Origin of the sequence: Vibrio crassostreae 9ZC13 (assembly GCF_000272045.2) — a bacterium.
GTDB lineage: Bacteria > Pseudomonadota > Gammaproteobacteria > Enterobacterales > Vibrionaceae > Vibrio > Vibrio crassostreae_C.
Map to the genome: position 1 here is coordinate 151,500 of NZ_AJYZ02000040.1, position 17,661 is coordinate 169,160.

Here is a 17,661-nt window from a genome sequence, read left to right on the forward strand (position 1 = left end):
TTTAGAGTGTGGTTAGTGTAGGTGGGGTTAATCAGACCATTATAACCCTCAATGGACCATAAATTCTCGAACAATTCAGGAACAGTCGTTCGCAATATGTGGTTAGTTATTGGTTCTACTATTGAAATTTGCCTTATTGGGCACTATTTAATAACTATTCGCAGGTGATTTTTTTAGGGCGAACCTGAGCCTGATGACTGTAAGACGACCTCATTACAAAAAAGACGAAAGTCTCTAAAGCCAAAGGAATGTTTATATGTCTAATCCGCTATTAACCTTCACGGACTTACCTCCGTTTTCACAGATCAAGCCAGAGCACGTAAAGCCTGCAGTTGAGCAAGTGATTGAAGCGTGTCGCAACAAGATAGAACAAGTACTTGAAGGTAATACTTCACCAAGCTGGGACAACCTAGTTGCTCCAATTGAAGAAGTGGATGATCGTTTAGGTCGCATTTGGTCACCTGTAAGCCATATGAACTCTGTCGTGAACAGTGACGAACTGCGTGAAGCGTATGAGAGCTGCTTACCTGTGCTATCTGAATACGGCACTTGGGTTGGCCAACACAAAGGCTTGTTCGAAGCGTATAAAGCGATCAAGGCGAGTGAAGCATTCTCTGCACTGAACCGAGCTCAACAAAAAACTATTACCGACGCACTGCGCGACTTTGAATTGTCGGGCATTGGCTTACCTGCAGATGAACAGCATCGTTACGGCGAGATCAGCAAGCGCCAGTCTGAGTTAGGCTCTCAATTCTCAAATAACGTGCTTGATGCAACCATGGGTTGGAGCAAGCAGATCACAGACGTAGCTGAGCTGGCAGGTATGCCTGAATCAGCACTGGCGGCAGCTCAAGCGGCGGCTGAGTCTAAAGAGCAAGAAGGCTACCTACTGACTTTAGATATCCCATCATACCTACCTGTGATGACCTACTGTGATAACCAAGAACTGCGTAAAGAGCTTTATGAAGCGTACGTAACGCGCGCTTCAGATCGCGGTCCAAACGCAGGTAAGTGGGACAACACTGAGATCATCACCGAGCAACTTAAGCTGCGCCACGAGATCGCGCGCATGCTTGGTTTCAGTACTTACAGCGAAAAATCACTGTCGACTAAGATGGCTGAGACGCCAGATCAGGTTCTTGGCTTCCTGAACGACCTAGCAGTAAAAGCAAAACCACAAGGTGAGCGTGAAGTTGAAGAGCTGCGTCAGTTTGCAGAGAAAGAGTTTGGTGTTTCTGAGCTAAACCTATGGGACATCGCTTACTACAGCGAAAAGCAGAAGCAGAACCTGTTCGAGATCTCTGATGAAGAGCTTCGCCCATACTTCCCTGAATCGAATGTGGTTTCAGGCCTGTTTGAGGTGCTTAACCGTGTGTTTGGTATGTCGGTAACAGAGCGTGAAGGTGTCGACACATGGCATGACTCTGTGCGCTTCTTTGATATCTTTGATGCGACAGGTGCACTGCGCGGTAGCTTCTACCTAGATTTATACGCACGTGAGCACAAACGTGGTGGCGCTTGGATGGATGACTGTCGTGGTCGTCGTATTACTGAATCTGGCGAGCTACAAACGCCCGTCGCTTACCTAACGTGTAACTTCAACAAGCCAGTTGGTGATAAGCCAGCACTGTTTACTCATGATGAAGTCGTGACTCTGTTCCACGAGTTTGGCCACGGTATCCACCACATGCTAACGCAAGTAGAAGCGGGCGCAGTTGCGGGTATCAATGGTGTGCCTTGGGATGCGGTTGAGCTACCAAGTCAGTTCTTAGAAAACTGGTGTTGGGAAGAAGAAGCGCTGTCGTTCATCTCTGGTCACTTCGAAACGGGTGAAGCGCTACCAAAAGAGATGCTAGAGAAGATGCTAGCGGCGAAGAACTTCCAATCTGCGATGTTTATCCTGCGTCAGCTAGAGCTTGGTTTGTTCGATTTCACGCTACACACAGAATACGACCCTGAAGTGGGTGCTCGCGTACTAGAAACGCTAGCGGATGTTAAGTCTAAGGTGTCGGTACTGCCAAGCCTAGATTGGAACCGTTTCTCACACAGCTTTGGTCACATCTTTGCTGGTGGTTACAGCGCGGGCTACTACAGCTACCTGTGGGCAGAAGTGCTATCGGCAGATGCGTTCTCAGCATTTGAAGAAGAGGGTATCTTCAACACTGAAACGGGTAATCGCTTCCTGAACAACATCCTTGAAATGGGTGGCAGTGAAGAGCCAATGGAGCTGTTCAAACGCTTCCGTGGTCGTGAGCCACAAATCGACGCAATGCTGCGCCACGCGGGAATCAACGCATAATCACGGTAACTATCTAGTTTATTGCGAAAAGAGCCTCTAGTTAGAGGCTCTTTTTTTGTCTGTGCGTTATGCCAAGCAAGGCGAATCAATGTTATGGATTCACATTGCGGTTGATAGGGTTCTGCAATGAAATCAGTGTCTCTGTCGACTGAACTTCATCGATCGCTTGCAGCTTATCGATCAATACAAACTGCAGCTCTTCTATCGACTTACACATCAGCTTTACAAAGATATTGTAAGCACCAGTGGTGTAGTACGCCTCAACCACTTCGTCTAAGGCATTCAGCTTAGCGATCGCCGAGTGGTAATCTTTGGCAGCATTAAGGTTGATGCCAATAAAGCAACACACGTCGTAACCCAGTTTTTTGGTGTTTACCACAACTTCCGTTCGCTCGATAATGTCTGCCGATCTCATCTTTTCGATGCGAACGTGAATCGTCGCAGGGCTGACATCGAACTGCTTTGCCATTTCAGCGTAAGGAGTTCGTGCATCTTCCATCAAGGTTTTGAGAATGGCACGGTCTAGATCATCTAGACGAGCTGTGGTTGTGGACATGCATAATCCTTAGGTTGAATGAAAAACATACCGGCTTGAGTACACATCATAGCCAAGGGTGATAATATTAGCAGTAACTATAGGGTTAGGGTGAATTCAGTGCGATTTTCGTTATTTTTTATTGTGATGTGTTGGAGTGTTTTTGCTTCAGCTCAGGCAAAAGATGTGTTGGTTATTCACTCTTATCATCAAGGCTTTTTCTGGACAGATGATTTCCATAAAGGACTATCTGATGAGCTCGATCGCGATGGGTTATCTTACCGGGTTGTTTATCTCGATACCAAGCGAACTCAAAACGCTGAATACTTAGAGCGAATTTATCAGCTATACCGCACTAAGCTGTCGCATGAAGAGTTTGCCGCTGTAGTCGTCAGTGATAATAACGCCCTCAATCTGATGAAACGCTTAGCGCCCGAACTCAATGGCACGCCCGTTATTTTTGGTGGCATCAACAATTTTTCTCCGCAAATGATTGAAGGCTTGCACGCAACCGGTATCACTGAAGATATTGATATGGCGAGCAATATTGAGCTGATCAATCGACTTCAATCGACGGTTAAAAAAGTTTACGTGGTTACCGATCACTCGGTAACGGGTGAAGCGATTCGCGCTCAAGTGGATTTATTTCTACAAAAACGCCCTGAGTTTTCTGGGATGGTGGAGCAATATACGCCTGATTCTTATCAAGAACTGATGACGTTCGCGCAACGCGCTGATCTAACTAAAAGCTTGTTGTTCTGGGCCTACTACCGCGACATCAATGGTCGGGTCAGCAGCAAAGAAGACTGGCGTCAGCTCAACAAAAAAACTCAGATGCCATTGTATATTGTGCATGATTTAGGACTTGGGTTTGGTGCGATTGGTGGCGTGATCCACAGTGGAGAAACGCAAGGTCGAGACACGGGGCGCGTGCTGTTGAGCGTGCTGAACAATCCTAAGGCTCCATTGCCATTAGTGGTTGCTGGCGCGCCAGAAATCAAACTCGATTACCAACAGATCTCACGTTGGGATTTGGGTGCAGAGAATGAAGCCTCAGTAACCTTCCTCAATAAGCCGAAGTCATTCTTAATGCGCTATCGCGATGAAATTCGCACCATCGGTTTAATGTTCTTGAGCATGTCGTGTGTTATCGCGGTGTTGGTGTATTACCTTAACCGTCTGAAGAAGAGCGAACGTGCAAGTCGCCAAAGCCAACGACTGTTGGAGTCGATATTTGATCAGAGCCTGCAATTTATGGGCATCATTGATAAGGGTGGCGTGCTGCTGTCGAGTAACAGCAAGTTACATGAGCTGCTTTATAATCAAGGCTATAAACTGGGAACGCCGCTGCAACAACACCAACATTGGGAAAGTTCTGCGCGAGAAGTGCTAGCCGAATATTTCATCGCAAAAAGTGAGCACCCAGCCTTACGATTTGAAGCCGAGGTGTGGTGTCGAGATCGCGGTGCGATGGTGTTGGATATTTCATTGAAGCCGATGCCGGGCAGTGAAGACGAAGACATTCAGTTTCTCTTTGAGGCGCGCGACGTGACCTCACGTAAGCTTGCTGAGAATAAGCTGTTCCAACGTGAAGCAAACTTGAAGCTGTATTACGACAAACAGCCGGTGATGATGATTACGCTCGATGGCAATAATCGCATTCAACAAGTGAACCAGTTTGCCGAAGAGCTTTTGGGATACCCTCTCGATCAGTTGTTGGGCCATCGCCCTAGAGAATTCTATGTTGATGAGAACGCGATGATTCCTCGTCATATCTTGCTGCAACCTCAGCATAAGATTCGTGGTGTGTGGCGTCGTGATATCGAATATCGCCATGCCGACGGCAGCAAGAGCTGGATTCGTGAAAATATCCGCCCGTTGGTGGAGTCTGATCAGCTGTTGATTGTGGGTGAAGACATCACCGAAACGCACGAGCTTTCTGAAAAGCTAGAGTATCAGGCTCGCTATGACCTACTGACTGACACCTTTAACCGCAACCACTTTGAGCAAGAGCTGCAAAAGGCGCTGAAAGAGGTTGAGAGCCACATGCGAACTCACGCAATGTTGTTCCTAGATTTGGATCAGCTGAAAGTGCTGAACGATACCGCAGGACATGAAGCGGGTGATGCTGCGATCTTGTTTAGCGCCAAACTGCTAGAAGACGTACTGCCTTACAATGCGGTGTTAGCGCGAATGGGTGGTGATGAGTTTGCTGTGCTGATGAAAGACTGTACTGAACGAGATGCGGTGAATGTGTGTCGCAGTATTATCTCGATGATGAGTGAGAATCCATTCTTGTGGGATGATATTCGACTCAACCTGACGTGCTCTATCGGTATTCGATTGATCGACCATACAGCAGCTTCACCACAGATGGTGCACGCTCAGGCGGATGCAGCTTGTCATGCCGCTAAAGAAGAAGGTCGCAATCGCTATCATCTTTACCATCAAGATGATGAAGACCTGCGTCGTCGCCATCTTGAGATGGAGTGCGTTAACCTAGTGCATGAGGCCTTGGCTAACGATCGCTTAGAGTTGTTTGCGCAGCGAATTCTTGGCCTAGATGAAGACAGCGATAAAATGCACTTTGAAATCTTGGTCCGCATCAAGAACATCCAAGGGGAATACATCTCCCCGGGGATCTTCATGCCAGCCTCAGAGCGTTATAACATCGCGCATTTGACTGACCGCCAAGTCGTCAGTCAAACCTTGGGTTGGTTGGAGCAACGCCCTGAGGTTATTGAGGAACTGGGGATGTGTTCAATCAATCTTTCCGGTCACTCGATGGGTAACCGTGAGTTTGTCGAATTTTTGATAGATAGCCTGAGCGATTCATCGATACCGTGTCATAAGATTTGTTTAGAGATCACCGAAACAGCGGCCATGAGTAACATGAAGCAGGCGATCAAGTTCTTCACTCGAATCAAAGAGCTTGGCTGCATGATTGCATTGGATGATTTTGGCTCAGGGCTATCGTCATTTGGCTATCTGAAAAAGCTGCCTGTCGATATTGTGAAGATCGATGGCTTGTTTGTACGTGATATTGATGTGAATGAGATGGACCATGTGATGGTTCGCTCGATCAATGATCTTGCCAAGCAGATGGGCAAGCACACCGTGGCTGAGTTCGTTGAAAATACCCAGATTATCGACAAGCTTATCGAACTGGGTGTGAACTACGCGCAGGGCTACATCATAGGGCGACCTAAGCCACTCGCAGAGCTTGTTGAAGAGTTAAGACAAGAGCGAGAGACAGAGCCATTGGTTTAGGTAAGCCGACTTTAGCTGGGAATACTTTTCACCGCTAATATGTATTGTTGAGGCAATCAGGTAAACTGGTTGCCTCTTTTGTTTTGAATACTACTGTCTGTTGGAGACGACCTTGCAACTACAACTGATTTGCGAAGATGCTACCCAAATCGATCATTTGAATGACTTAGCGACCCGCTGGAACTTATCTCATGATGAAAGCAGCGATTTTGCTTTGGTACTGACTAGTGAGCGACTTGAGCTACGTAAAGTCGATGAGCCCAAGCTTGGCGCTATCTTTGTTGATTTAGTGGGAGGCGCAGTTGGTCACCGACGTAAGTTTGGCGGTGGTAAAGGTCAGGCGATTGCCAAAGCAGCTGGTTTAAACAAAGGCGCAACGCCAACTATTCTTGATGGTACTGCAGGCTTAGGGCGCGATGCGTTTGTGTTGGCTTCTCTAGGTTGTAAGGTGCAAATGGTCGAGCGTCACCCCGTTGTGGCCGCACTGCTTGATGATGGCTTGCAGCGAGCGCAACAAGACCCAGATATCGGTGGTTGGGTAACTGAACGCATGAAGTTGATTCACGCATCCAGTCACGATGCTTTAGACAAGCTCAGTAACGATCCTGACTTTGAACAACCTGATGTGGTGTACCTCGACCCTATGTACCCACACCCAGAGAACAAAAAGAAATCGGCTCTGGTCAAAAAAGAGATGCGCGTATTCCAATCTTTGGTGGGTGCCGATCTGGATGCTGATGGCCTATTTGAGCCAGCGATGAAGTTGGCATCGAAGCGAGTTGTGGTTAAAAGACCGGATTACGCAGCTTGGTTAGACGAGCAAAAACCGAGCATGGCGATCGAAACCAAAAAGAACCGTTTTGACGTCTATGTGAAAGCATCAATGACTTAATTGAAGCATCAATAACTTAGATACACGCTAAGAAAATTTCCCGTCATAAATACGATAAATTGCCATTTAACACTTGCGATAGTCGCGTTACAGATGTATATCTAACTAAGAATCATTATTATTCTTAGCTGGAGTTGAAGCATGGCTAAACGCTTTTGTAAGTTAAACCGTCGAGATATCACCGAACACTTGGGCGAGATCCACAGCTTGGTGACTGAACCTAAGTTCGTGTGTCGTTCTTGCGCGCGTTCTTCGGCGGATCAAGCGAATCTATGCAAACCCACCGCAATTCCACCTCTTGGTTGTCAAAACAAACCCGTTGAAGAGAAAGTCGCATGCGGCCTGCTAGCGGAAACATTACCTGCACCAGAACTGTCGCTTGCGGAAATCAACGAGGCAATTGAACCGAGCGTACAAATGTTCGATCCAGCCGCCGCTGATATGGCCCCTGAGCTTGCCAAAAAAGAAGCCGCACAGAAAAAAGCCAAGCTGAAAAAACTGATGGCGAAGGCGAGCGGTGATGAGAAAGCTGAACTCAAACAAGCGAAGAAAGCGGCTAAGAAACAAGAGAAGTACAATAAGAAACTGGCGAAGATGATTAAGAAGCAGCAAAAGCTGTTTAAGAAAAGTCAGAAGCTGGAAAGTGAATTGGAACGAATCAACCTACAACTTGATGATGTTGCCTTCACTGAAACCAAGACTCAGGTAGTGAGCCACAATCAAATCCACTGAAGTTGATTTGAATGGTTTATTGCTACAGCGATGATTTAAAAAGAGCGACCTTAGGTCGCTCTTTTGCTTTTTGGGGTTATCCGAGCTGACTCATGTAGCTCGTTCAAATCAGCTAAGCGTTGCTTGCGGATCTTGCTACGCGCTTCTTCACCCACGTCTCATTGACGAATAAAGAGAATAAGATAACGGCGCCACCAATAGACAAGCGAACCAAATCGACATCTCTGTTCCAAATCAGGATATTCACCACCAGACCAGCAGGAACCAAGGCATTGTTCATCACTGCCAGCGCGCCAGCATTCACCATGCACGCGCCTTTATTCCACATAAAGTAACCCAGCCCCGACGCAATCAAGCCAAGGTAGATCAGGATTCCCCATTGAAGTGTGGTGGTGGGCAGTTTCTCTGGGTTGCCTAGTAGCATGAAAGCCACTGACGCGACACATAGCGCCCCTAAGTAGAAGTAACCAAATACGGTTCGCTGAGGCAACTCGGTCGATTCCTTCTCCATCACCACCTTGTAGCCCACCTGACCAATAGCAAAGCACAGGTTCGCGCCTTGCACGACGAGGAAGCCGACTAAAAAGTTTTCGTTAATACCTGCGAACTTAATGAATACCGCGCCCAATACTGCAATTGCCGCTGTCACTAGGTACCACGGAGAGAATTGCCCTTTGAGAAAGTCATAAATAAGCGTGACGTAAATTGGCGTGAAAACGGTAAACAAAAGGACTTCAGGAACGGATAGCAGTAAGAAAGATTGATAGTAGAAGCAGTACATCAGGCCAAGCTGGATACCACCAATTGCCATCAATTTAGCGATCAGCTTACGCGATACGCCGCGAAACTTTAGGAAAGGAAGAAATACGACGCCGGCAAGGGCAACACGCATTAAAACAGAGAACCAAGAATCAACCTGACCCGCAAGGTAAACGCCGATCAGGCTAAAGGAGAAGGCCCATAGGAGGGTAACACCAGCTAAATAGCTCATAGTAAAACTTCGTTAATAAGATATGAGCTGTATGTTACCTAACCTTAAATCATTAGTCTTCTGAATCTCTTAGAGGCACGACCAGCATATCAACCGGAGAGGCGTTGATCAGTTGGCGTGTTGAAGAGAGCAGCTTGCTCCAAAAGTCTTGATGGTGACCGCAAACCACGAGATCAACATTGAACTCGTTGATGGTGTCACACAGCTCATGACTCAAATCACCACTGCCTACTAGGGTATGGGTGATCGGGTATTGGGCGTGCTCCGCAAAATTTTGCAGCTGAATACGAGACGCTTCCATCGCGTTGTGCTGGGTTTCGGCCATGTTGATATCAATCAGGCCGGTATACAGCTCTGCGTAGTTAATATCGATATGGATAAAAGAGACTTTGGCTTCCAATGGCTTAGCCAATGCTACCGCTTTATCCACAATTAATTTGCTGTCTTCTGATAAATCGACCGCGACCAAAATATGTTTGTAACTCATATCGCTACCTCCTTTATTCATTGTCTGATTTAAGATTAGCACTATGCGATGGTTTTTTTTGCTGAAGTGATCTCATATCCACTGTCTTGCGTAATGACAGCTCGAAATATTGGTTAACTAATGGCCTGCGAGATATTCATTAAATAGTGATATAGTAGAGAAAATTGAGGATGTAATTAGGAGTCTTAAATGCTGTCAAAAACTATGGTTGAGCAACTGAATGATCAAATTAACCTAGAATTTTTCTCATCCAATCTATACTTACAAATGAGTGCTTGGTGTGAAGACAAAGGATTTGAAGGTGCAGCAGAGTTTCTGCGTGTTCATGCAGTAGAAGAAATGGAACATATGCAGCGTCTTTTCACTTACGTAAGTGAAACAGGTGCAATGCCAATTCTAGGTGCGATTGAAGCGCCAAAACATGAATTTGATAGCCTTGGTGCTGTGTTCCGTGAAACTTATGAACATGAGCAAATGATTACTCAAAAGATAAACAAACTGGCTCACGTTGCTTTCAGCACACAAGATTACTCAACCTTTAACTTCCTGCAATGGTACGTTGCAGAGCAACACGAAGAAGAGAAGTTGTTTAAAGGTGTATTGGATAAGCTAGAGCTTGTTGGTGAAGACGGTAAAGCACTGTTCTTTATTGATAAAGACCTAGCGCAATTGGCAAAAGATGGTTCATCTTCAATTATGGAAGCTCCTGCCGTTTAGGTAGTACGGGAAAGACACTGATTATCTTTTTCTTTTGAGTTTTCTTATGAAGATGTAGGGAGGAAAGGATGATCAGCGGCGACACTATTCTATTTGCACTAATGGTTGTGACTTGCGTGAACTGGGCGCGATATTTTACTGCGCTAAGAACACTCATTTATATAATGCGAGAAGCACATCCTCTACTTTATCAACAAGTAGACGGAGGTGGATTCTTCACAACTCATGGCAATATGACCAAGCAGGTTCGCTTGTTTAGTTACATCAAAAGCAAAGAGTACCACCATCATCACGACGAAGTGTTTATGTCGAAGTGTGATCGCGTAAGACAGTTGTTTATACTTTCTTCCGCTCTGCTGGGTGTAACGTTGCTGTCTTCTTTCATCGTCTAAGTTATTTAGTACGTGTGAAGTAGAGTTTAGGTTTTGGTGTAAAGCTTCGGTTGTTGGTTCGCTAAGCCAAGTAGTGGTTTTGCTGCTGTCTGCAAATTGTACAATTGAACATCAATTGCAAAGTTTAAAATTGCCGCTAAAATAGCGAGCAATTAGTAAGGATGTGCTGTTTATGCACATCCTTTTTTATTGATGGCATTTCGAGAACAGGGTGTACTCGGGCTGCAAAAGTGAAGAAAAGCAGAACCACATGAGTGAAAAATTTGATGTAATCGTAATTGGTGCGGGCGCCGCAGGCTTAATGTGTGCTGCGGAAGCGGGTAAACGTGGCCGACGAGTGCTGGTGGTTGATCATGCAAAGAAACCAGGCAGAAAAATTTTAATCTCAGGTGGCGGTCGTTGTAACTTCACTAACTATGATGTTTCAGCCAACAACTTCCTGTGTAACAACCCTCACTTCGTGAAGTCAGCTTTATCTCAATACACCAACTGGGATTTTATCTCGATGGTGAGCAAGTACGGTATTGAGTTCGAAGAGCGTGATCACGGCCAGTTGTTCTGTGTGAATGACCACACAGCAAAAGATATCGTGAGCATGCTGCTTGACGAGTGTAAGCAGGCGAAAGTCGAACAACGCTACCGTTGTGATGTTCACTCCATCGAAAAAACAGACGCTGGCTTCAAGATGCACCTCAATACCGACGAAGTTGAGTGTGACTCACTGGTTGTGGCGACAGGTGGTTTGTCGATGCCTAAGCTGGGCGCAACGCCATTTGGCTATAAGATTGCCGAGCAATTTGGTTTGTCTGTGATACCAACTACCGCAGGCTTAGTGCCATTCACTCTACATAAAGAAGATAAAGAAGCTTTCGCAGAGCTTTCTGGTATCGCAATTCCTGCCGAGATCACCGCGCAAGACGGAACCTTGTTCAAAGAAGCGTTGCTGTTTACCCACCGCGGCCTATCGGGTCCTTCGGTACTGCAAATCTCTTCTTTCTGGAAGGCGGGTCAGTCGGTTTCGATTAATCTAGTACCAGAAGTCGATGTAGCTGAACTGCTGGCTAACTCTCGCGAGAAGCACCCAAATCAGAGCCTGAAAAACACCTTAGCGAAAGCATTACCAAAGCGTTTTGTAGAAGTACTGATTGACCGCAAAGAGCTTGAAGACAAGCCGCTCAAGCAGTTCAATGAAAAACAGCTGAATGACATTGTAGAGCATTTAGAGAACTGGAAAATTGCGCCAAACGGCACGGAAGGTTACCGAACAGCGGAAGTGACTCTAGGCGGTGTGGACACCAATCATCTATCTTCAAAAACCATGGAATGTAAGAGCGTGTCTGGCCTCTATTTCATTGGTGAAGTGATGGACGTAACCGGTTGGTTAGGCGGCTATAATTTCCAATGGTGTTGGAGTTCTGGCTTTGCAGCAGGTCAGTGGGTTTAAGCTTTGAGCCTATCCATTAGATTTTAAATTACATAAAAATGGCGAGTCATAGGACTCGCCATTTTTGTATTCAAAGCTTGTTATCGTTGATAATTCGGGAAGTCGCGTAGTGCGATAATCCTAATCTTTCTGGGCATTAACTTTCAGGGCTGAGGTTGTTTTTCTTCTTTCCCCATTTGATCTGCTGGATAACAAGGCCGGCAATGATCAGTACCAAGCCAAACAGGGTCGCTGGGTGAATCTCTTCGCCGATAATAGTGGAAAGTAGCATCAACGAGATAAACGGCGAGGCAAAAATTAGGTTGCTGATACGTGCCGTGTTGTTGGTCAGTTTTAATGCCGAGAGCCACAAGACAAAGGTAATGCCCATCTCGAACAGGCCAACATAAGTTACGGCCATCCAACCTTTCGCTGTGATTTGGCTAAAGCTCTCGCCTTCAAAAAGGGTTAAACCGATCGCGAAAGGTAATGCCACTAAGAAACCAAGCAGTACGCCAACCACTGGGTCAGCCTTGTTTTTGGTGTTGAGAATCCAATATCCTGCCCAAAGCAGAGTAGAAAGCAGCGCCAGTGCCACACCGAGTGGGCTATCGAACTGCATGCCTAACACATCGCCTTTGGTGGCAATAACTACCACACCCGCATAGCTGAAGGTACACGCAATCCAATCTTGCTTACGAATCTTTTGCCCCAGAAAAACCGCCGCCATTAAGGTTAGCGTGATAGCCCAGCTGTAGTTGATGGCTTGAGCTTGAGAAGCGGGCAGCAGGTCGTAGGCTTTGAATAGAATCAGGTAATAAGCCAATGGGTTAACCAAGCCGAGCAGCAGGTAATACCAAGGGTTTGAAAGGAACGTTGTACTCAGCTGAGAGAGCTTACCTTGAAAGGCGCAGACTGCGATCAGCGCAATCGACGACACAATACTGGCAATGGTCAGCATTTGAATCGGTGAAAACTCAGCAAGGGTCAGCTTAAAAGCAGTAGCGACCGTTGACCACAGCAGTACTGCGGAAAGGCCAAAGCCCAAGGCACGACGTTCGTTCATGGTAACTCATTCTAATTTGATGGGACAGAATACGGAGCGCCTAGTCTATCTGTCGAATTTTAATACGGCAAACTGGACATTTATCCAGTATCAAAATACCATTTAATGAGTTATTTCAAATTAGGCTAAATCATTATCATGCAATGGATTATCGAACATCAGGCAACGCTTATTGCTGCAATTTCTGGCGCGCTCGTCAGCGGCGGTGTCGTGGGTTGGTGGATTAAACAGAAGCTCTCTTTTCAGCAGCGATTGCTCGAGCAGCAGCTAGAGTCCGATCGTTTGTTGCATGAATCTCAGCAAGCTCAGCTCAAAGCATCACTCGCAGAGGCGCAACAAGAGCTCGATGAGTTAGATGATGACCGAGACAAAGCGGCATTCGAGCTCAAGCAGGCGCACGGTAAGGTGATGGCTGCAATGGAAAAACTGCGCTACTTTGAGGCGGTAAAGCAAGAGCGCCAGCAGTACGCTGATGAGATCAATGTGCTTAAAGATCATAAGTCTGAATTAGAAGCCGAGCTGCGCGAGCAAGAAGCAAGGCATGACCAAGAAAACCTCGCCAATAGCGAAAAGCTGCAGTTGCTAGAGCAAGCTGAATCACGACTTAAGCAGCAGTTTGAACTGTTAGCGAATCAACTGTTTGAAACCAAAACCGCCAAGGTTGATCAGCAGAACAAGCAGAGCCTAGAAGGTTTGTTGTCACCTTTGAGAGAACAGCTAGAAGGTTTTAAAAAGCAGGTTAACGACAGCTTCAGCCAAGAAGCCAAAGAGCGTCATACTTTGGTGCATGAGCTTAAAAACCTGCAGCGTCTTAATGAGAGTATGACGCGTGAAGCGGTGAACCTGACTCAAGCGCTAAAGGGTGACAACAAACAACAAGGTAACTGGGGCGAGGTGGTGCTGGCTCGCGTGCTTGCTGAATCAGGACTGCGCGAAGGCCACGAATACCAAACGCAAGTGAACCTGCAAAACGATGCGGGCAAGCGTTATCAACCGGATGTGATTGTGCATCTGCCACAAGACAAGCAAGTGGTGGTCGATTCAAAAATGGCGCTGGTGGCATTTGAACGCTATTTCAATGCCGAAACCGATCAGCAACGCGATGCTGCATTGCGCGATCACTTGGTGTCACTGCGAGCGCACATCAAAGGCTTGAGCCAGAAAGATTATCATCAGCTCAAAGGCATACAGAGTCTGGATTACGTGTTGATGTTTATCCCGGTTGAACCAGCATTCCAAGTGGCGATTCAGGCGGATCCTAGCTTGGTGAAAGACGCGATGGAGCAAAATATCATCTTGGTCAGCCCAACCACTTTGCTGGTGGCACTGCGTACCATTGATAACCTGTGGCGTAACGACAGACAGAACCAGAACGCACAGGTTATCGCAGAACGTGCGAGCAAGCTTTACGACAAGCTGCGCCTGTTTGTTGATGATATGGAAGGCCTTGGCAGCTCACTTGATAGAGCAAACCAAAGTTATCAAGGGGCGATGAATAAGCTAGTCACAGGGCGAGGCAACGTGATTCGTCAGGCCGAAAGCTTCAAGCAATTGGGTGTTGAAGTGAAGAAACCGATCTCGATTGGTTTGGCCGAAATGGCGCAAAATGAGGCTTTTTCAGAAAATGCCTCCTTAGTAGAAAGACAACCCGCTGAGGATAAAGTAAACTAATCGGCCGCAGCGCCTCTAAACACGGAGCGTGCTGTCGATGAGAACTTACCATGGTAGATAACAGCATTATGGACACAAGCGTGCAGACAAATTCAGCAGTAGAGTCAGAAACCACACACTTTGGTTTCGAAACAGTCGCAAAAGACGAAAAAGTCGCGAAAGTAGCAGAGGTATTTCACTCTGTAGCCGCTAAATACGACATCATGAATGACTTAATGTCGGGTGGTGTTCACCGCTTGTGGAAGCGATTCACGATTGATTGCAGTGGCGTTCGCCCTGGTCAGCGTATCCTAGATCTTGGTGGTGGTACTGGCGACCTTACTGCGAAATTCTCGCGTATCGTTGGTGAAAAAGGCCACGTGGTTCTTGCTGATATCAACAACTCAATGCTGAATGTTGGCCGTGATAAGCTGCGTGATAGCGGCATTGTTGGCAACGTACACTACGTACAAGCGAACGCTGAAGAGTTGCCATTCCCAGATAACTACTTCGATTGCATTACGATCAGCTTCTGTCTGCGTAACGTAACCGATAAAGACCAAGCGCTGCGTTCTATGTACCGCGTACTTAAGCCGGGTGGCCGTCTGTTGGTTCTTGAGTTTTCTAAGCCAGTGCTTGAGCCACTATCAAAGGTTTACGATGCCTACTCTTTCCACCTGTTGCCAAAAATGGGTGAGCTGATTGCCAACGACGCAGACAGCTATCGTTACCTTGCAGAATCAATCCGCATGCACCCTAACCAAGAAACCTTGGAAGGCATGATGCAAGACGCGGGTTTCGAGAATACTAAATACTTCAACCTAACGGGCGGCATTGTTGCGCTGCACCGCGGTTACAAGTTCTAGTCGAACTTGGTAGTAGGCTCTTAGGGCGTGCTAAACAATAAGAATAAAGACAGAACGGATAGGTTAAGGCTTATCCGTTTTCAAAGGTAAGGACAGTCATGCCATTTGATCCATTGGTAACCGCGGTTATTGAAACCTCTTTAAATACTTTCGTGAACGATGATCCAGCACTGGTTCGTCGTTTGTCTCGTTTAAAGGGGCAGATCATTCAAGTCAATTTGAAAGAGTTGAATAAAACACTCACTTTCGTTTTCAGCCAACAGATTGATGTGTTGTCAGAATACGAAGGGCAGCCTGACTGCTACCTATCTTTGAACCTATCGGTGTTACCTGAACTGCGTGAGCAATCGAACATCACCAAGCTGATCAAGCAAGATAAGCTGATCTTAGAGGGTGATATTCAACTGGCACAGAAATTTGCTCAGCTGATGACAGACTGCAAGCCTGATTTGGAAGAGTGGTTATCGCGCGTAACGGGTGATGTGGTTGCGCATACCTTGGTGCAAGGCGTTAAAAACGTCGGTGGCTTTGTGGCAAAACAGGCGACTAAGCATCAAAACCATGTTGCTCAAGTTCTGACTGAAGAGTGGAAGATCGCACCTGCACCGTTAGAAGTCGCGCATTTTTGCGACCAAGTTGATGACGTAAAAAGCTCTGCTGCTCGTCTTGAAGCTAAGTTGAACGCTCTGTTGGAGAAAGCATGACCCCAGCAGAACTGAAACGTCTTTATCATATTATCAAGGTACAGTTGGAATACGGCCTTGATGAGTTGATGCCGGAACACCAACTGACTAAAGCCCCTTTGTTGGCGCGAAAGTCACTGTTTTGGCTCAAGAACAAGCATCAAGATAAAGAGTTGGGTCATCGCTTGCGCCTTGCGCTGCAAGAACTTGGTCCAGTGTGGATCAAGTTTGGACAGATGATGTCGACACGTCGTGATCTGTTCCCTCCTCATATCGCCGATCAGTTGGCGTTGTTGCAAGACCAAGTTGCGCCGTTTGATGGTCAACTGGCGAAGCAAGATATGGAAAAGGCGTTGGGTGGCAGTTTAGACAACTGGTTTACCGACTTTGATATCGAGCCACTGGCTTCTGCTTCTATCGCTCAGGTGCATACGGCAAAGCTTAAAGAGAGCGGCCGCGAGATTGTTCTGAAGGTAATTCGCCCTGATATTCGCCCGGTGATTGATGCAGATCTAAAACTGATGCACCGAATGGCGCGTATAGTCGCTAAGTCGCTTCCTGAAGCACGTCGTTTGAAACCGGTTGAGGTCGTTCACGAGTACGAAAAAACGTTAATTGATGAACTAGACCTGCGCCGTGAGGCGGCCAATGCCATTCAACTGCGACGTAATTTTGAAGGCAGTGAAGAGCTGTATGTTCCAGAGGTTATCCCTGATCTAAGCAGCGAAACCCTGATGGTGTCAGAGCGTATCTACGGTATTCAAGTCTCCGATATTGAGACGCTAGAAGCCAACGGCACCAACATGAAATTGCTCGCGGAACGCGGTGTGACGGTATTCTTTACCCAAGTATTCCGAGACAGCTTTTTCCATGCAGACATGCACCCGGGCAACGTATTTGTTAACCCAGAGAATCCAGATAACCCTCAGTGGATTGGTTTGGATTGTGGCATTGTCGGCACGCTCAACAGCGAAGATAAGCGCTATTTAGCAGAGAACTTGTTGGCTTTCTTCAATCGAGATTACCGTAAAGTTGCCGAGCTGCACGTGGATTCGGGGTGGGTGCCACACGACACTAACGTCAATGATTTTGAGTTCGCGATCCGTATGGTGTGTGAGCCAATCTTTGCAAAACCACTTGGCGAGATCTCATTTGGCCATGTGTTGCTAAACTTATTTAATACAGCAAGACGTTTCAACATGGAGGTTCAGCCTCAGTTGGTACTTCTACAGAAGACCTTGTTGTATGTGGAAGGCCTAGGTCGTCAGTTGTATCCGCAACTTGATTTGTGGGCAACCGCCAAGCCTTTCCTTGAAACCTGGATGATGAATCAGGTGGGGCCGCAAGCTGTGATCAACGCAGTAAAAGAGCGCGCGCCATTCTGGGCAGAAAAACTGCCAGAGCTGCCAGAGCTACTTTATGACAGCTTGCGCCAAGGTAAAGCGATGAACCACAGAATGGATCAGCTTTATCAAGGTTACCGAGATAGTAAGCGTCAGCAAGCAACTGGAAAGTTTTTGTTTGGCGTTGGAGCCACTTTAGTCGTATGCTCCGCAATATTAGTTTCAAGCCCTTATGAGCAGCTATCTATGGGCTGTGGCATCGCAGGTGTCACATTTTGGTTGCTTAGTTGGCGAGCTTACCGTCGTTAGACAGTA

General features: G+C 46.7%; 15 protein-coding genes. 11 read left to right on the top strand and 4 right to left on the bottom strand.

Going from position 1 to position 17,661, the window contains the following annotated elements:
• The first annotated feature begins 256 nt into the window (after window positions 1–256).
• Entirely contained in the window at window positions 257–2,299 is a 2,043-nt protein-coding gene (gene prlC, locus A136_RS13275; protein ID WP_017063044.1) for an oligopeptidase A, read from the top strand.
• A gap of 91 nt (window positions 2,300–2,390) precedes the next feature.
• Here the strand turns inward: prlC and asnC are convergent, their stop codons facing one another.
• Window positions 2,391–2,855 (bottom strand): transcriptional regulator AsnC, encoded by a 465-nt coding sequence (gene asnC, locus A136_RS13280; RefSeq protein ID WP_008218581.1) that lies wholly within the window; start codon window positions 2,853–2,855, stop codon window positions 2,391–2,393.
• Window positions 2,856–2,981: 126 nt separating this feature from the next.
• Here asnC and A136_RS13285 point away from each other — a divergent pair, with 126 nt between their 5' ends.
• The 3 genes from A136_RS13285 (at window position 2,982) to A136_RS13295 (ending at window position 7,728) form a co-directional block, all read left to right on the top strand.
• Entirely contained in the window at window positions 2,982–6,104 is a 3,123-nt protein-coding gene (locus tag A136_RS13285) for an EAL domain-containing protein (protein WP_017063045.1), read from the top strand.
• Between the two features lie 112 nt (window positions 6,105–6,216).
• Entirely contained in the window at window positions 6,217–6,996 is a 780-nt protein-coding gene (locus A136_RS13290) for a class I SAM-dependent methyltransferase (protein WP_017063046.1), read from the top strand.
• Window positions 6,997–7,137: 141 nt separating this feature from the next.
• Window positions 7,138–7,728: a hypothetical protein gene (locus A136_RS13295; protein ID WP_017060147.1), complete on the top strand. Its 591-nt coding sequence runs from the start codon at window positions 7,138–7,140 to the stop codon at window positions 7,726–7,728.
• 112 nt (window positions 7,729–7,840) lie between these two features.
• Here the strand turns inward: A136_RS13295 and A136_RS13300 are convergent, their stop codons facing one another.
• Window positions 7,841–8,719 carry a carboxylate/amino acid/amine transporter gene (locus tag A136_RS13300; RefSeq protein WP_017060148.1) on the bottom strand — a complete coding sequence of 293 codons (879 nt, stop codon included), beginning with the start codon at window positions 8,717–8,719 and terminating at the stop codon, window positions 7,841–7,843.
• Between the two features lie 52 nt (window positions 8,720–8,771).
• A complete protein-coding gene (gene uspA / locus A136_RS13305; RefSeq protein ID WP_017060149.1) occupies window positions 8,772–9,206 on the bottom strand; it encodes a universal stress protein UspA in 435 nt (144 codons plus the stop codon).
• Window positions 9,207–9,395: 189 nt separating this feature from the next.
• On the opposite strand from uspA, the gene ftnA reads away from it, so the two are divergent.
• The 3 genes from ftnA to A136_RS13320 all read left to right on the top strand — a co-directional run bounded on the left by ftnA (window position 9,396) and on the right by A136_RS13320 (window position 11,759).
• The gene (ftnA, locus tag A136_RS13310) at window positions 9,396–9,923 is read left to right on the top strand and encodes a non-heme ferritin (RefSeq protein ID WP_004735556.1); all 528 of its coding nucleotides are present in this window, start codon (window positions 9,396–9,398) and stop codon (window positions 9,921–9,923) included.
• A gap of 68 nt (window positions 9,924–9,991) precedes the next feature.
• Window positions 9,992–10,315, top strand: a complete 324-nt coding sequence (gene uspB / locus A136_RS13315; RefSeq protein WP_004735557.1) for a universal stress protein UspB — start codon at window positions 9,992–9,994, stop codon at window positions 10,313–10,315.
• A 250-nt stretch (window positions 10,316–10,565) separates the two neighbouring features.
• On the top strand, window positions 10,566–11,759 hold the full coding sequence (locus A136_RS13320; protein ID WP_029235099.1) for an NAD(P)/FAD-dependent oxidoreductase: 1,194 nt from the start codon (window positions 10,566–10,568) through the stop codon (window positions 11,757–11,759).
• A gap of 136 nt (window positions 11,760–11,895) precedes the next feature.
• On the opposite strand, the gene A136_RS13325 is transcribed toward A136_RS13320, so the two are convergent.
• Window positions 11,896–12,804: a DMT family transporter gene (locus A136_RS13325; RefSeq protein ID WP_017063048.1), complete on the bottom strand. Its 909-nt coding sequence runs from the start codon at window positions 12,802–12,804 to the stop codon at window positions 11,896–11,898.
• 138 nt (window positions 12,805–12,942) lie between these two features.
• Between A136_RS13325 and rmuC the strand changes: the two genes are divergently transcribed.
• The 4 genes from rmuC to ubiB all read left to right on the top strand — a co-directional run bounded on the left by rmuC (window position 12,943) and on the right by ubiB (window position 17,655).
• Window positions 12,943–14,475 carry a DNA recombination protein RmuC gene (rmuC, locus tag A136_RS13330; RefSeq protein ID WP_017063049.1) on the top strand — a complete coding sequence of 511 codons (1,533 nt, stop codon included), beginning with the start codon at window positions 12,943–12,945 and terminating at the stop codon, window positions 14,473–14,475.
• Window positions 14,476–14,540: 65 nt separating this feature from the next.
• Entirely contained in the window at window positions 14,541–15,320 is a 780-nt protein-coding gene (ubiE, locus tag A136_RS13335; protein WP_029235100.1) for a bifunctional demethylmenaquinone methyltransferase/2-methoxy-6-polyprenyl-1,4-benzoquinol methylase UbiE, read from the top strand.
• Between the two features lie 98 nt (window positions 15,321–15,418).
• Window positions 15,419–16,024, top strand: coding sequence for a ubiquinone biosynthesis accessory factor UbiJ (locus tag A136_RS13340; protein ID WP_017063051.1), 606 nt, complete (start codon window positions 15,419–15,421; stop codon window positions 16,022–16,024).
• Window positions 16,021–17,655, top strand: a complete 1,635-nt coding sequence (gene ubiB / locus A136_RS13345) for a ubiquinone biosynthesis regulatory protein kinase UbiB (RefSeq protein WP_017063052.1) — start codon at window positions 16,021–16,023, stop codon at window positions 17,653–17,655. Before A136_RS13340 ends, ubiB begins: the two co-directional genes overlap by 4 nt.
• Window positions 17,656–17,661 lie beyond the last annotated feature (6 nt).

What these genes read in the sequence shown, in the direction of transcription:
- prlC (WP_017063044.1), top strand. Translation starts at nt 257, where the DNA reads ATGTCTAATCCGCTATTAACCTTCACGGACTTACCTCCGTTTTCACAG.
- asnC (WP_008218581.1), bottom strand. Translation starts at nt 2,855, where the DNA reads ATGTCCACAACCACAGCTCGTCTAGATGATCTAGACCGTGCCATTCTC.
- A136_RS13285 (WP_017063045.1), top strand. Translation starts at nt 2,982, where the DNA reads ATGTGTTGGAGTGTTTTTGCTTCAGCTCAGGCAAAAGATGTGTTGGTT.
- A136_RS13295 (WP_017060147.1), top strand. Translation starts at nt 7,138, where the DNA reads ATGGCTAAACGCTTTTGTAAGTTAAACCGTCGAGATATCACCGAACAC.
- A136_RS13300 (WP_017060148.1), bottom strand. Translation starts at nt 8,719, where the DNA reads ATGAGCTATTTAGCTGGTGTTACCCTCCTATGGGCCTTCTCCTTTAGC.
- uspA (WP_017060149.1), bottom strand. Translation starts at nt 9,206, where the DNA reads ATGAGTTACAAACATATTTTGGTCGCGGTCGATTTATCAGAAGACAGC.
- ftnA (WP_004735556.1), top strand. Translation starts at nt 9,396, where the DNA reads ATGCTGTCAAAAACTATGGTTGAGCAACTGAATGATCAAATTAACCTA.
- uspB (WP_004735557.1), top strand. Translation starts at nt 9,992, where the DNA reads ATGATCAGCGGCGACACTATTCTATTTGCACTAATGGTTGTGACTTGC.
- A136_RS13320 (WP_029235099.1), top strand. Translation starts at nt 10,566, where the DNA reads ATGAGTGAAAAATTTGATGTAATCGTAATTGGTGCGGGCGCCGCAGGC.
- A136_RS13325 (WP_017063048.1), bottom strand. Translation starts at nt 12,804, where the DNA reads ATGAACGAACGTCGTGCCTTGGGCTTTGGCCTTTCCGCAGTACTGCTG.
- rmuC (WP_017063049.1), top strand. Translation starts at nt 12,943, where the DNA reads ATGCAATGGATTATCGAACATCAGGCAACGCTTATTGCTGCAATTTCT.
- A136_RS13340 (WP_017063051.1), top strand. Translation starts at nt 15,419, where the DNA reads ATGCCATTTGATCCATTGGTAACCGCGGTTATTGAAACCTCTTTAAAT.
- ubiB (WP_017063052.1), top strand. Translation starts at nt 16,021, where the DNA reads ATGACCCCAGCAGAACTGAAACGTCTTTATCATATTATCAAGGTACAG.